8 protein-coding genes are annotated in these 14,294 nt (G+C 58.5%); 6 read left to right on the top strand and 2 right to left on the bottom strand.

Going from position 1 to position 14,294, the window contains the following annotated elements; genetic code table 11:
• Nucleotides 1-27: 27 nt before the first annotated feature.
• The 5 genes from cobG (at nt 28) to J3P82_RS22860 (ending at nt 11,908) form a co-directional block, all read left to right on the top strand.
• Nucleotides 28-1,392, top strand: coding sequence for a precorrin-3B synthase (gene cobG, locus J3P82_RS22880; RefSeq protein WP_434558792.1), 1,365 nt, complete (start codon nt 28-30; stop codon nt 1,390-1,392).
• Nucleotides 1,385-2,011 carry a precorrin-8X methylmutase gene (locus tag J3P82_RS22875; RefSeq protein WP_434558791.1) on the top strand — a complete coding sequence of 209 codons (627 nt, stop codon included), beginning with the start codon at nt 1,385-1,387 and terminating at the stop codon, nt 2,009-2,011. Before cobG ends, J3P82_RS22875 begins: the two co-directional genes overlap by 8 nt.
• The gene (locus J3P82_RS22870; protein ID WP_434563937.1) at nt 2,011-2,742 is read left to right on the top strand and encodes a precorrin-2 C(20)-methyltransferase; all 732 of its coding nucleotides are present in this window, start codon (nt 2,011-2,013) and stop codon (nt 2,740-2,742) included. Before J3P82_RS22875 ends, J3P82_RS22870 begins: the two co-directional genes overlap by 1 nt.
• On the top strand, nt 2,739-4,436 hold the full coding sequence (gene cobJ, locus J3P82_RS22865) for a precorrin-3B C(17)-methyltransferase (protein ID WP_434558790.1): 1,698 nt from the start codon (nt 2,739-2,741) through the stop codon (nt 4,434-4,436). Before J3P82_RS22870 ends, cobJ begins: the two co-directional genes overlap by 4 nt.
• Nucleotides 4,437-4,858: 422 nt before the next feature.
• Nucleotides 4,859-11,908: a TcdA/TcdB pore-forming domain-containing protein gene (locus tag J3P82_RS22860; protein ID WP_434558789.1), complete on the top strand. Its 7,050-nt coding sequence runs from the start codon at nt 4,859-4,861 to the stop codon at nt 11,906-11,908.
• 74 nt (nt 11,909-11,982) lie between these two features.
• Here J3P82_RS22860 and J3P82_RS22855 read toward each other — a convergent pair whose 3' ends face one another.
• Nucleotides 11,983-12,630 (bottom strand): hypothetical protein, encoded by a 648-nt coding sequence (locus J3P82_RS22855; protein WP_434558788.1) that lies wholly within the window; start codon nt 12,628-12,630, stop codon nt 11,983-11,985.
• A gap of 212 nt (nt 12,631-12,842) precedes the next feature.
• Here J3P82_RS22855 and J3P82_RS22850 point away from each other — a divergent pair, with 212 nt between their 5' ends.
• Complete coding sequence (locus tag J3P82_RS22850; protein ID WP_434558787.1) at nt 12,843-13,667, top strand: hypothetical protein; 825 nt, start codon at nt 12,843-12,845, stop codon at nt 13,665-13,667.
• 7 nt (nt 13,668-13,674) lie between these two features.
• Here the strand turns inward: J3P82_RS22850 and J3P82_RS22845 are convergent, their stop codons facing one another.
• A complete protein-coding gene (locus J3P82_RS22845) occupies nt 13,675-14,271 on the bottom strand; it encodes a MarC family protein (RefSeq protein WP_434558786.1) in 597 nt (198 codons plus the stop codon).
• Nucleotides 14,272-14,294 lie beyond the last annotated feature (23 nt).

Raw genomic sequence — 14,294 nt, 5'->3', positions numbered from 1 at the left:
TTCATGAGTCGCGGCAAAGCAGGCATAATGGCGCTCCTCGCCACTGTGGCGTTTCTTATTGCCGGTCTTCCTTTGAACGAACGTCCATCCTCCCTCGTCGTACGCCCCTCCGGTTGCCCGGGGTTGCTGCGTGTCGTCCAGGCGCTGGACGGGGGAATCTGTCGGATCAAGCTCGATGGCGGTTCCCTCCAGGCGGATCAGGCCGAAGTCGTGGCATCGATGGCCGAGCGGTTCGCCGGGGGCGTGATCGAGGCGACCAATCGCGCCAACCTGCAAATCCGTGGGATCGGTCCCGAGCACAACGCGTTGATCGAGCCACTGCTGGCCGCCGGGCTTGGCCCGCGCAAACCGGCCGGTGATGACGTGCGCAACCTGATGCTCAGCCCTTCGGCCGGGATCGACCGGCAGATGCTGTTCGACACCCGCCCGTTGGCCGAGCAGATCCTCGTCACCCTGCAAACCCATGAACGTTTCCATGAGCTGTCGGCCAAGTTCGCCGTGCAACTGGATGGCGGAGAAGCACTGGCGATGCTCGAACATCACCACGACCTGTGGCTCTCGGCCCTTGTCCGTGACGGCGAGCCCTGGCTGGCCTTCGGTTTGGCCGGCACCCCGCTGGATAAGCCGGCGGGCAAGGTGCCCCTCGCCCAGGGACATGCCTTGGTGGTGGCGGTGCTGGAGCTGTTCCTCGACCGGGCCCGCCCGGACCAGACGCGCATGCGCCATTTGCTGGCTGAGGTCCCTGAGGATGAATTCGTGGCCCGATTGGCCTCTCGCGTGCCTCTGCAGCCTTGCCTGGATTGGCAGCGGGATGTGTCCATCGATGGACTGCACCTCGGCGTCCATCCCCAGCACGACGACCGCGTCTATATCGGCGCGGCGGCTCCCCTGGGGCGGCTCGATGCGGTCATGCTGCGGGGAACGGCGCAACTGGCGAGGGAGAAGGGCGACGGCAGCCTTCGCTTCACCCCTTGGCAAAGCCTGCTGCTGCCCAACGTGTGCCGTGAGGACGCCGAGGAAGTGCTGGAACGGCTAGAGGCGTTGGGCCTGTTGGTTTCGCTCGACCAACCCCTGGCGCAGCTCATCGCCTGTACCGGCTCCAGTGGCTGCGCCAAGGCCTTGGCCGAGACCAAGGCCGACGCTCGTCAACTGGCTGAACTGCTGCAACGTCAGGGCCGAACCCTGAAGGTTCATCTGTCGGGCTGCCCGCGTTCCTGCGCGGCGGCCCATGTCGCGCCCGCCACCTTGCTGGCGGTCGCCCCCGGTCGTTACGACCTGTATTTTCGCGATGCCACGCTGCCGGGTTTTGGCGCGTTGCAAGCACACAATCTGACAATCGAAGCGCTCGGCCACTGGCTCGACGCTCACCCCCGGAGCCCCCTTGATGCTTGATTACATCCGCGACGGTCAGGAGATCTATCGCAACTCCTTCGCGATCATTCGTGCCGAGGCCAACCTGGCGCGCATTCCGGCCGACCTGGAAAAACTCGCGGTGCGGGTGATCCACGCCTGCGGCATGGTCGAGGCCATCGATGGCTTGCAGTTTTCCGAGGGCGCGGGCACGGCCGGGCGCGAGGCGCTGGCTGCTGGCGCGCCGATTCTGTGCGACGCGCGGATGGTCAGCGAAGGCGTAACTCGCGCGCGCTTGCCGGCCAATAACCCAGTGATCTGCACCCTGCGCGATGACAGCGTCCCGGAGCTTGCCCGCGAGTTGGGCAACACTCGCTCAGCCGCCGCCCTGGAGCTATGGCGCCCCCATCTGGCAGGCAGCGTCGTGGTCATCGGCAACGCGCCGACCGCGCTGTTCTACCTGTTGGAAATGCTCGATGCCGGCGCGCCGAAACCGGCGCTGATCCTCGGTTTTCCGGTGGGCTTCGTCGGTGCCGCCGAGTCCAAGGCGATGCTCGCGGCCGACAGCCGTGGCGTGCCGTTCGTGATCATGCAAGGACGGCTCGGCGGCAGTGCCATGGCCGCCGCCGCCGTCAACGCCCTCGCCACGGAGGTTGAATGATGCAGCAGCCTGGACGTCTGATCGGCCTTGGCGTGGGGCCAGGTGATCCGGAACTGATTACCGTCAAGGCCTTGCGCCTGCTGCGTGAATCGCCCGTGGTGGCGTACTTTGTCGCCAAGGGCAAGAAGGGCAACGCCTTCGGCATCATCGAGGCTCATTTGCAGGATGCGCAGACGTTGCTGCCGCTGGTCTACCCGGTCACCACCGAAGCGTTGCCGGCGCCGCTGTCCTACGAACAGGTGATTGCCGATTTCTACGACACCGCCGCCGAGCAGTTGGCGGTGCACCTGGATGCCGGTCGCGACGTGGCGGTGATCTGCGAGGGCGATCCGTTTTTCTACGGCTCCTACATGTACTTGCACGATCGGTTAGCCGAGCGTTATGACGCCGAGGTCATTCCAGGCGTGTGTTCGATGCTGGGTGGCGCCTCGGTGCTGGGTGCGCCGCTGGTGTACCGCAACCAGAGCCTGTCGGTGCTCTCCGGTGTCTTGCCACACAACGATCTCAAGCGTCGCCTGGCCGACGCCGATGCGGCGGTGATCATGAAGCTGGGACGCAATTTCCCCAAGGTTCGCCAAGTGCTCCAGGAACTGGGCCTGGACGGGCGGGCGCTGTACGTCGAGCGCGCGACCATGGCCAACCAGAAAATCGTCCCGCTGGATGAAGTAGAGCCGATGTCCTCGCCGTATTTCTCGCTGATCATCGTCCCTGGCGAGCGGTGGCAGGGATGACTTCAAAAGCTCCGGCAATTGTCATCCTCGGCCAGGGCAGCCTGGCGACGGCCCGGCGAATCCAGCAGCGTTATCCCGACGCCTTGATCCACGGCCTGGCGGGTCGAGTCGAGGGCGATCGGCAATACCTTGAGTTTGGTGCGACGTTGCGCGAACTCTACCAACAGGACACGCCGATCATCGCCCTGTGCGCGGCAGGCATCGTCATTCGTACCCTGGCGCCGCTGCTGCTGGAGAAAGGCGCCGAACCGCCGGTTCTGGCGGTGGCCGAGGATGGCAGCGCCGTGGTACCGCTGTTGGGCGGCCTGGGCGGGGTGAATGGCATGGCCCGGGACATTGCGGCAATGCTGCAAGTCGCGCCGGCGATCACCACCAGCGGCGAATTGCGTTTCGGTACCTGCCTGCTCAACCCGCCAGGCGGCTACCGCCTCGGTGACCTGGAGCAGGGCAAGCGCTTCGTTTCCGACCTGTTGGCCGGTGAGCCGGTGCGGATCGAAGGCGCGGCGCCGTGGCTGGATCAGGCACAGTTGCCGCAAGATGCACAGGCGCGGTTGGCGATCCGTATCGACAGTGCTGCGGGAGTGCCTGCGCTGAACGAGTTGCGCATCTATCCGCGCAACGTCTTGATTGCGGTGGAGGCTGGCGCGATGGTGGTATCGACCTCCATTGAGCAAGCGCTGGCTCAGGCCGGACTCGCGATGCAATCAGTGGCGTGCGTGTTGGCGGCGGACAGCGACATGGCGCGCTCCGAGTTGCAGCACGCCGCTTCGGCCTTGGGCGTGCCGCTGCGTTTCGTTGCGGCCAATGGCAGCGCGGTGCAGTGGTTAAGCGACGCCACGGGTCAACCGGCATACGTGCAGGTCTTGGGCAACATTGCCATCGCCGTGGCCGAGCAGCCCGTCGATCCGCAACGGATCGGTCGCCCTCGCGGACGACTGGCGGTGATCGGGCTTGGTCCTGGTGCGGCCGAGCTGATGGTGCCGGCCGTGCGCGCCGAGCTGGATCGCGCTACGGACGTGCTGGGCTATGAAACCTACGTGCGCATGGCCGGGCCTTTGCGTGCCGACCAGGTGCAACACTGCACCGATAATCGTGAAGAGATGCAGCGCGCCCGGCATGCCTTCGAACTGGCGGCCCAAGGGCGGTCGGTGGTGGTGGTGTCCTCAGGCGATCCAGGCGTATTCGCCATGGCGGCGGCGGTGCTCGAAGCGTTGCATGAATCCAGTGATCCGCATTGGCACACTGTCGACCTGCAAATCCTGCCAGGCGTCTCGGCCTCCCTGGCCACCGCCGCCCAGGCCGGCGCGCCGCTGGGGCATGACTTCTGCGTGATGTCGCTGTCGGACAACCTCAAGCCCTGGTCGATCATCGAGAAGCGCCTGGACCTGGCGGCCGAAGCCGACCTGGCCCTGGCGTTCTACAACCCGATCTCGCGCGCCCGCCCATGGCAGTTGGGACGGGCGCTCGAGCTCGTTGCGCAGCATCGTGCGCCGGATACTCCGGTGGTGTTGGGACGCGACATTGGCCGGCCGGGCCAGACCTTGCGCGTCACGACATTGGGGCAGTTGACGCCGGACCAGGTGGACATGCGCACCATGGTTCTCGTGGGCTCTTCCACCACGTGCGTGTTTCCCCGTGCCGAAGGTGGAGAGTGGGTGTATACCCCGCGTTGGTACGGCAACAAACCTGCCTGATGAAACTTGGCGGTCCGTTCGGGCCGCTATCATTAAAAGTTGCTCCGCTATTTTATTGTCGTGGTGTTTGACGATTCTGTTTTTTGATTCGTCCAGCGCGATAGTTTGCTGCAAGAAACAGGTCGTTGTATTTGTGTTTTATGCAGGCGGGGCTCATGTGTGGTTTGTGGTTTTATTTGAAATAATTATTGGGCGCGGTGTAGGTTGAATATGACATTATCGGTGGGTTATGTTGCTCGCCGTCTCAGGGGGGGGGCGGCTGCTTGATCGGATAATGTCGGTTTGATTTATCCTGCGAGTCGATGTAAAACGCCCCATTTTAAGTAGTCATTGAATGCGTGAAGGCCCGTGCAGGGCGTTGAGTGCCTGCACGATAAAAGCCTGTGGGTTATATGGTTTAACAATAAATGGAATTATTGTTCATGAGTGATCTTGAAAAGGTGTCGGTGAGTCAATATGTCGCATTCGGTGAGGTGTTAAAGCGCGGGGAACTGGAGGGGCTGTTATCTTCGTATAAAGATTCCGAGCACTACCCCGCAGCGCTCCAATATTACGCCAATTGTATCGAGACTCAGGACACGCCCCTGATGCTGGCGCCTTTGGCGTTGCTGAAGCAAACGTTAGAGTCGATTCAAGGGCAAGCCAGGCGTCGCCGGACGCCAGATTCAACGTCGAACCCCGCCAGCACCGGAGGGAAGTTGGCGGGTATTTATGACAAGCTGGAAACTTACGAAGCGAGTCTGTCCCACAGTCTCGAACTATTGAAGCAACCTGCTACGGAAGTTCCGAAAAAATTGCATTTCATCTGGCTTGGGGGAGGTGTGGGCGACATTCAACTGAACTATCTTCGCCTCTGGAAAAAAACAATGCCTGACTTCTCCGTGAATGTCTGGCATGACCCGGACGGGTTGTTGATAGTCGAAACCAATCGGATCATTGTCGAGGCGGCAAAGGCGGGCGTATGGTCCCGCGCAGGGGATGAAGTTATTTCGCATGCAGACCTGGCCAAGCGTTATGAGCCGCGGATAGCGGCGTTGAAACGCCAAATGTTTTTGCACGTCAGTCGAGCGGTTGAGCAGGGTAAAAGCGCCGATGAGGCGCGCATTGACTTATTGGTTCGCGGCTATGGTCGCGACGAAGTTGCTCTGCGTGCACTGAAGGAAGCGAATGCCCAGATCATGCGCAGCCTTGATAATGACGGTATGCAATTGCGCAGTGTTCATGACCTGCCGACGTTCTCTGGACTGGAGGACTTTTATCGTCGTGAAATGTCCTTGCGCGGTAACCTCGCGTCAGCCTCGGACATCTTGCGGCTGTTGGTCATGTACGGCGAGGGGGGTATCTACAATGACGTGGATTTCTTGCCGCCGCTTGCCGATGAGTTGGCGGGTGTTGACGTCAACCGAATGACCCCCGCCGGACGGCTGGGTGTGCTGCAGTTGCTGCTGAACAATAATCCCGACTGGATGCCGGCCCGCCAGGCGCCGGAGCCGGGATCAGGCGAGGATTACACCCGTGCAATCCCTGCGAAGCATCGTGGTGCGCTAGAGCAATTTGCGAAAAAATCCCCTTCGTTGAAGCAGGTGTTTGTGCCATTCGCGCATGGCAGTGCTCCGGTCGACAGTTTGAGATTGGCGATGATCGGTGAGGGCGAGTCCAATGCGTTGATTGTCAGCCATGCCGGGTCGGCTGCACTCCAGGCCATCATCAAGCGCTTCGAGACCCACTACCAGGCTTTGCTCGCGGTTGAGCGTCAAGCCGGGAAAGAGGGTATCGAGTTCCATGATCGTGATCCCTTCTTTGCCCTTACGGAGCAGGTGCTCAAGGACGAGTTCCATATCGTTGGTCCCCTGCCGCAATTGTGCAGGGGCATTGCCGATTATTTCAGTGACGGCGTCGACCCACTGGCTGACGGCACGATATACCTGACGGGGCCAGATGCTGTTCGAGCCGGTCTGTTGGAGTATGAAAGCAGGCTTTTCACGCCAGACGGGGCTAAAGCGGCGCGTCGCTTCGTTCGGTTAATGACGGGTTTCAACAACGCTACCGAGGAAGAGAGAGTTCATTCATGGAAAGCTAAACCTGTAGAAGACTGGGTCACGGACGAAAAACAACGCTGGACCCGGAATGAAATGCAAGCTCGCTATGCGGGAGACATTGCCCAACTATTCAAACACCACAGTATCGAATTCGAAAAAGGTTGGCCGTTGATCGAGGATCGCCATGTGCTGTCCACCGACCTGTTGCAGCATCTGGCGGATGAGCTGGGCGAGCCCTTCATGCAGGCGATGAACCAGAACCATGACGGTGTGCGTACTTTCGAAAACGTTGTGCCCCTGGGATTTGATGAACGCCAATCGATTCTTGCACAAAGCACCGACGCGTTTGCGCCCGTACCGTTGAGCGATCCAAAGACGCAACCCTTGTCTATTTCGACGCTTTTGAACCAACTCGCCGAAGGTCATCTTGATCTCCTTCATTTGAGTCCTTTGCAACGTCTGCAGATTGGCGCGTTGATCGGTGTAAAGACGTTGGATAATCGCAGCTTCGAGGCGGTTCGCCCGCAGTTGGACAATGTGATCAATGATTTCAAGAAACCAGGAACCGTCAACAATTACGCGACGATCGAGCAAGCGCTGTTCACGCATCGAGCGCCGGCATTCCTGGCGGGGCTGGCGAGCGTGGCGGACGTTCTTCCCTGGCATGACGAAACGGCGTTGAGCCTGAAGAAAATTGCCCTTGAGCAACCGCTGACGTTACGTCAATGGGGCCAGCAAGCTGCCCGTATCCGGCAGGCGGCGATTCATGAACATCGGGTCCAGGTCGTCACCCGGCTGCACAAGGTTGTGTCAGCGACGGATCCCGACAAGTTCAGATCTGTACCGCAGGATCTACTCCTCCAGGGACCGGGTGATCGGGTGGCCGGGCGGTGTTATCCGCTGTCCCTGGCCATGGCGGCAGCCTTTTCGAAGGGGCTGGACGCGGTTAAAACCTTGTGCAATCGATTCGAATTGGCGGTCGCGAAGCATGACGCCAGTGATTCCGCTGTGTTTCTGCACAGCTTGGAATCACTGCGTGACCTGCCGATTGATGACGTAGGTAGTGCGCTGGCGCGCTCCGACCTGGATGGGGTCGTGCGCATCCTGCAGGAAAAATCGTTCGGTACGCTGATGCTCAACTCTGATAATCACGCCATGTTGATTGCCAAGACCGCTGGAGGCGAGGGCGGTGCTTTTCACTTTTATGATCCGAATTTTGGTGTGTTCGAGTTCCAGGACGCGACCCGTTTCAGCGCGGCGCTTAAGGCGTTTTTTATCGAGCAAGGGATGGCCCGCCAGTATGCGGCCTATGGCGATGCGGCTCGTCCGGCCTTCGACTTGATCGAGCTGGACGGCGTGCGAGTGGCACGGGAGGTAATGCCCAATGCTGTGAGGGTTTCGGACCTGTTGCAACCTGACGCATTGCCAGGACAGTCGCACCGCTCAGTCAGACAGCGCGTCGCCAGTGCCCGAGGACAATCACTTCAGAGCAACCCGCAGCTGGGCAGCTGCCTGCTGGCGTTGGATGGCCATTGGTGGGCGCAACAGATCGCTGAAGCGACCACTCACCTTCAACAAGAAAATCATCTGACGTCCAACCATGTGCCGTTGTTCGACACCCTGGAAACCACGTCGGGCGAAACATACCGGATGACGATGATCGATCCGGCCAACCACGATGAACCGGTGCAGATCCACGCGGACGATCAACGCCTCCCAAGGATAAAAAAATACCTCACGGAACGTTTTTCGACCTTGGCCAACCATCCCGCCGTTTTGAGCGATCACTTCGACGCAGGTAGCGTTCATACCCTGAACGCTGGTTTCGCGATACAAGCGCTGATGAACGCACTGAGGGGCAGGGAAGGCGCAGGCCGCTCGCCCTCCCTGGCGGTGCGATTGCATGCCTATGTCAACTATGTGCAATTAGTGCACGGCAACGTGGCCGATGCTGCGCAGTTGGTGGGACTGGTCCGCAAAGCGCTGACTGAAGAGAAACTGATTGCCGATACCGTCGCGCCAATGGTCAGGACCTCTGTGGGTTCCACCGTGAACGAAGCGACGGGTGGACTGCTGCAATTGGCAAATGTCGGATTCGACATCTATCAATTGTCGACCGCACAAACCGAAGTTGAGCGAGCCCAGTTCGGCACTCAACTGGCTTTCGACTCCGCCGGCCTGGCGTTATCGGGGGTGGCTTTGGGGGCCTCTATGGCCGGCGCTGCGACGGCAGGGGCGGTGCTCGGTGGCGCTTCCGTGATGCTGGGGGGGCTAGCGGTGGGAGCGGCGGCACTGGCCCAGGGGTTCGCAACTATTGCTGCAGAAGCCAAGCAAGTCGGGCTGTTTTTCGACGAAGTAGCGAAGGCTCACCTGAACGCTTATCAATTTGACAGGGAGCATGGCGCCTGGAAGCCCCGCCCATCGCTGATCATCAAGACCGTGGATCTGGCTGGTGGCGGTTTGGAGCTGGACAGCCCCAAGCTATTTCCGCTGCGCGATCATTTCGGCGTGCCGACATTTGACCCGGAATACGATCGGGCAATCAATCTCCGCCGCGAGCTGAACCTACCAGCCCACGTCAGCTTCTCGCCTCCTTCCGGGCAAGCCATCGTGTTGCCATGCACGCCGCCAACCTGCTACCGCTACGAATACAAGGCACTGCCAGGTGCCACCACCCGTTATGACACCGGTTTCGACACCGCACGGCGCCTGGAGAAATGGCTGCCGGAAGGCAAATGGCTGTTTCTGTTCTCCTTCTATTCGTTTCCGAGCGAATACATCCTCTATCGTCTTTTCGACCCGGACTATCGCCCAACGATCATCAATGTGTTGCTCGACGATACCGATCGCTCGCTGGTCGTGCCTGAGCTGCCTGAAATCTGGCATGGGAAAATCACTTATCAGATCCAAGGGGGCGGCAAGCGTTGCGCATTGCTGCTCAATTCCGGCGTGAGCCTGATTTTCCATACGGCGCAAACGTTGAATTCAAGTTGGGTACTGGACGCCCCTTGGGCGGAGGAAAGCGATGTTCGGTTTGGGTCGGCTGGGAAATTGTCCGTTGGCGATGTTCAGGTGGATTTCACTGGAGCGGGCCGTCACGAAGTTTTGCTTCGGACCGGCACCCAGCAGGTGTTCCAGATAGATCTGGAGCAGCGCCGGCTCAATGTTGTCGAGTTGGTGATGCCAACGGGAATGGCTCAGCAGGGGTTGCAGGAGCATTTCCAGGCATTGAATCAACAGCACCGATTGGTGGTGCTCCACACACCGGTACAAAATTATCAGATTCCATTCGAGGACCCACTTAATCCGCGGTACGTCTCGGCCTGGTACGACGTGAAGGCGGACCGTTTTCTCTACATTCGTGACGAAATCAGTGGTGAGCCGCCGACGGTCCTAGGGGCGGTGGCAGACGGATATGTCTGGTTCTATCACCCGGCCGACGTAAGGATCTGGCAGGTCGACGCCATTACCGGACTGCTGAGCCGACACTATTGGCTGTGGGGTTCACTGAGCGCCGACGCTGTCATCAAGAGCGTCGAGGCGGACGAGCAGGGCGTCATCCATGTCGTGCAGCAGATTACTCGCCTGGATGGGAGTCGCGATGTGTTGACTTATGTGATTTATGATGAGCAGCTCTTGCTGACATCAATCACCAGAGACCTCGACACAGGTTTGGAAACGCTCCTTGGCGCCAGCGAACACTTGGAGTTCTGGCCCCAGTTGCTTGGCGATGGTTACGCCTATTCGCCCTCTTTTGGTAATGAACACTCCTACGATACGGTTACTTGGCAACCGGCTCCTTTCGTTTCGATCTGTTGGAAATCGGAGGAAGCGTACCGGGATATGGCGTGGGTACGTCGTAGTGACAACTTGATCATCCGTCCCGTGCCGACACGCAATCATCACCGTGGTTGGCCTGACTCGATCAAGCATATGACTGAGTTGACGCTTTTGGCGCAGGTAGAAGGAAGCGATGCGTTCTTGATTTATGACCGACGCTATAAGACTGTCTGTCGCAGACAACGAACCGTGGTGAACGACAAAGGGCAATGGTCCAACCGCTGGATGCAGACGGGGAACATAAAGGAAGTCTTCGCTACCGATCACGGATACGTGGCCACGACTTTTGATGGTGTGTTCTTCAACCTGACCACCCAGGGAAACCTGGCACTGGGAGGCGTGAACGAAGATTGGTTCAAGAAGCATGAGCAGACGCATTGGTGGCCTGCATTGAAACCACTGGCACGCAAGCATGCCACTGAACGTTTTGCGCTTGTTGGCTTGACCAACCCCAGCGGTAAACCGAGGTTGTTTGCCTGGTATGTCGACAACAAGCTGTTGCTCGCAAACCCTGGACAGGCAACGGAAATCCGCCTGCTGAACGTAACGCCGGATGGCCAAGCCGCCTGGTTATTCAATGTTGTGAGTGGCGAGGTCTGTCGCCAGGCCTTTATCGATCCGGACAAGATCGAGACCGCGTTCGGGCGCGGTTCGCGATTGCTCCAGGCTGACGTATTACCCTTGGCGGAACGTGAATGGGCGCCCTGGCAGTTTCTCGAATTGGAGGCCGATGGGCCGGGGCTGCGTGGCATCACCTATGAAGGCCTGGTGGTCAGACTGCGAGATCATGAGCCGGCATTGATCACCGGCGCCACCCATGAATGGGTTATCGCCCAAGGCGATCGCGAGCAGGAGGCGCTTGAGCGACTGGCGAGCGCCCCCTCCCGCAGCGCCCTGCTGACGGTGGAGGAGCCTGGTAGCCTTAAATGGTTCGTTGCCGAGACCGGGCGGGTCATCCGGGTGTCCAAGACTGCACTTCCGCCAGCATTCGAGGTGTTGGGAACCCAACGGCAGACCAATGTAATGCTCCGCGAAAACCAGAATGGGAGACTGCTGACGCTCCCGCAGGAGGGACATGCTGGACCGCTCAGCTATGTCCAGCGTGAGGGCGAGGTGATGGTTGTCGAAAGCCACGAAACGAAGCTGGATAATCTCCAGGCGCTGCTACCGGACAACGTCACTGTCCTGGTCCTGCGCATGGGCCCAGGTACGGTGACCTACCGGTTATCGAAATCGCTCTGGCGGCGGATCGAGTCGGTCATCCTGGACTGCCGGCGGTCGTGGGGCGACGCGGCGACAGCACCTGGCAGGTTGATTTGGGAACTGGATGAGCCTGACCAATTGTTGTTGAGCCACGTCGATGAGCATCTGGTGATCATCGATCCGGACAGCGGACGGAGTGTGATCTGTCGTGAAGTGTTTGCGACCGATGTCGACTTTCGTGGGGAGGTCTTGCTAGACTTCGGCGGGAACCGACAATATTCCGTTTCGACGCTCATGGCACGGTTAGGCGCTTTGCCTGACATCCAGAGCGGTGCCACGCTGAAAGCGTTGATGGAGTTGTCGACCGCTGGAGAGACCCACGTGAGTTGATTGCTCGGCGCGTCGAATAAAAATAAGAGGGTTGCAAATGCTGTCCATCTGCAACCCTTTTATGCATGCGTTAGTCAGCGATGCTTTCGCAAGGCAAAGCGCCTCATGAGAGACCCATTCGCTTTCTGTTTTATATACTCGCTGATCCTCGCCATTTCTTTTCGATCAAGCCTCATGTATGCCTTGTGTTGGATGATCCTGGCGGAGTGTTCTTCCAAATTCCAGAACAAAAAACGGCTGCTTCTATTACGAACCCTTAGTTCAAGCTTGTAGAAGGCGATATGGAGGTTGCCCTCCGAGTCGTAGCGCGCCGGGACAACTTGAAAGGACTCACCTTGCCGACTTTCCTTATCGAACGAAAGCATGGCCGGATTATCGGATTTCATCGCCTGCAACGTATCGATCATCGCATTCGCCTGTCGGAAATCCTTCATGGCATCGGCGCTTTCTACCAAGAAGTCCGCGACCGAATTCGTAACGATATGGCGGGTACTTGTAAAGGTAGAGTCTTTATATAGCGACCAGCCCATGTATCTCAACGTGTGGATATACGAGTCAAACCAGCTTTTTTGAGCCGTGTAGCGGTCATGTTCGAGGTCGGCGGATAAGGTGGCGAGATGATTGGTGTCGGCAATGTAATCGTGGTCTTGTAGTGAAAGCGTCTCGATGTAGGAAATTAGATTGGGGCCTGTTACCAAACCGGTTAATGCTTGATTGTTCATGAAATGGATTCCGTCGTTGTGAGGGGTTTATATGAATCCAGTAACGGTGCAAGTCTTCAAGTGCGTGGAGTTATTGATTGGCAACTAAATGTTTTAGTGGGGGGGAATGAGTTGACATATGCTGTAGCTGGTTTGGTTTGTTAAGTTTGGGGCGATGATTTAGATTGTTGTTTGTCCGCAGGAGCGGTCGTTTGTTTAACTAAGGAATTATTATGGGCATTTTTGAAAGTGAAATAAGTGGCGCGCGAAGTGTTGAGTTGATCGCTGCGCGTATCGACAGGCGCAAGGCACAGGGTTCGGTCAGTCGGCGTATGCGCAGGTCTGTCGTGCAGTCGGTGCAAGACAACCCCAACAAGGAACTGGATGCGGTCATGTTGGGCGATGCACTTGTCGGTTACGGCAATAACATGTCGCTCAATAACATGGCGATCATGGAGAACGTGATGACCATGGCGATCATGGAGGCCAACTACTTAGTGCCTGGCGGCAAAAATACCCATGAGTGGTACATGGAATTCATCAAGTGTTTGCAAGAACTCGGATGTTTTGTGTTAGATGATGGTTACACTCGTTATTCCGAGAGTTCCTTGCAGGTGGATATGGATCTGGTGGTCAAGGATATCGTAAAAGGGATTATCGATGGCGTGAAGGCGAGCTTTCCGGCGGCGACAGTGCTGGGTAGCGTGGTCGATACCACGATTGTTGGCTTGACGCAGGACAAGGAAACCCTCGATCTGTTCGGTACCCAGGCGAAGTCGGCCGATGGCGCACGCTTATCCGTCATTCCCTGTGAGCAACTGTCCAACGGTATCCTGATCGCATCGTCCAGTTCGATAAAACAGACCGGTTCTTCGAATAACGGTGGCGTTCTTTTTGTGAACTGGCGCTCTTCGGCGCGAGAAGTTTTCCGCGGCAAGTCGTTCGTGACCTTTAACCCGGCGCGCTATGAAGACTTCAGGCAGGAAATCGAAGAATACCTGGGCGAACATCGCCGGGAAGTGTTGAGCAAGCGCTTCAGCCGTCGCAAGCGCGCCTGAGTCACAGTCACTGCATCAGGTAGCCTCTCACGCCGGTAAAAATAATCTGAGCCGCCAGGGCACAAACAAACAGCCCCATCAACCGGCTGACAATCTGCAAGCCCTGGTCACCCAGGATCCGCTCGATGCGGCTGGACAGGTAGAGCACCACGCCGACGGTAAAGCTGGCCAGGGCGATGCTGATGATGGCCATGAGTTTGTCGTCCCAGTGCGGCTGGCTCACGCCCATCACCAGCAGAGCGCCGATGGTGCCGGGGCCAACGGTCAAGGGAATGGTCAGCGGGACGATCGTTACGTCCTGCTGCACATTGTCGGTCTGCACGGCGGACTTGCCTTGGGCCATGCCCAGCGCCGAAATGAACAACACGCTGCCGGCGCCAATGCGGAACGCATCCACGGTGATACCGAACACGCTGAAAATCACCCTGCCAAACAAGTACAGCAATACGCTCGAGACCAGCGTCGCGGTCGCGACCTTCCAGGCCAGGCGACGTTGTTCCTTGCGCGAGTAGCCTCGAGTCAAGCCGATAAAACACGACAATACGAAGAAGGGGCTGTAGAGCACCAACATTTTCAGGTAAACGCTGAACAGCACATGGAGCATGGTCGAGGCTCAGGACGAAGGAA

The organism is Pseudomonas sp. Z4-20 (genome assembly GCF_051131955.1).
GTDB lineage: Bacteria > Pseudomonadota > Gammaproteobacteria > Pseudomonadales > Pseudomonadaceae > Aquipseudomonas > Aquipseudomonas marvdashtae.
Note: the sequence above shows the minus strand (reverse complement) of the source record. Positions and strands in the feature narration are given on the sequence as shown.

Excerpts from the sequence above, each read along its gene's own strand:
- cobG (WP_434558792.1), top strand. The coding sequence starts at position 28 with ATGGCGCTCCTCGCCACTGTGGCGTTTCTTATTGCCGGTCTTCCTTTG.
- J3P82_RS22875 (WP_434558791.1), top strand. The coding sequence starts at position 1,385 with ATGCTTGATTACATCCGCGACGGTCAGGAGATCTATCGCAACTCCTTC.
- J3P82_RS22870 (WP_434563937.1), top strand. The coding sequence starts at position 2,011 with ATGCAGCAGCCTGGACGTCTGATCGGCCTTGGCGTGGGGCCAGGTGAT.
- cobJ (WP_434558790.1), top strand. The coding sequence starts at position 2,739 with ATGACTTCAAAAGCTCCGGCAATTGTCATCCTCGGCCAGGGCAGCCTG.
- J3P82_RS22860 (WP_434558789.1), top strand. The coding sequence starts at position 4,859 with ATGAGTGATCTTGAAAAGGTGTCGGTGAGTCAATATGTCGCATTCGGT.
- J3P82_RS22855 (WP_434558788.1), bottom strand. The coding sequence starts at position 12,630 with ATGAACAATCAAGCATTAACCGGTTTGGTAACAGGCCCCAATCTAATT.
- J3P82_RS22850 (WP_434558787.1), top strand. The coding sequence starts at position 12,843 with ATGGGCATTTTTGAAAGTGAAATAAGTGGCGCGCGAAGTGTTGAGTTG.
- J3P82_RS22845 (WP_434558786.1), bottom strand. The coding sequence starts at position 14,271 with ATGCTCCATGTGCTGTTCAGCGTTTACCTGAAAATGTTGGTGCTCTAC.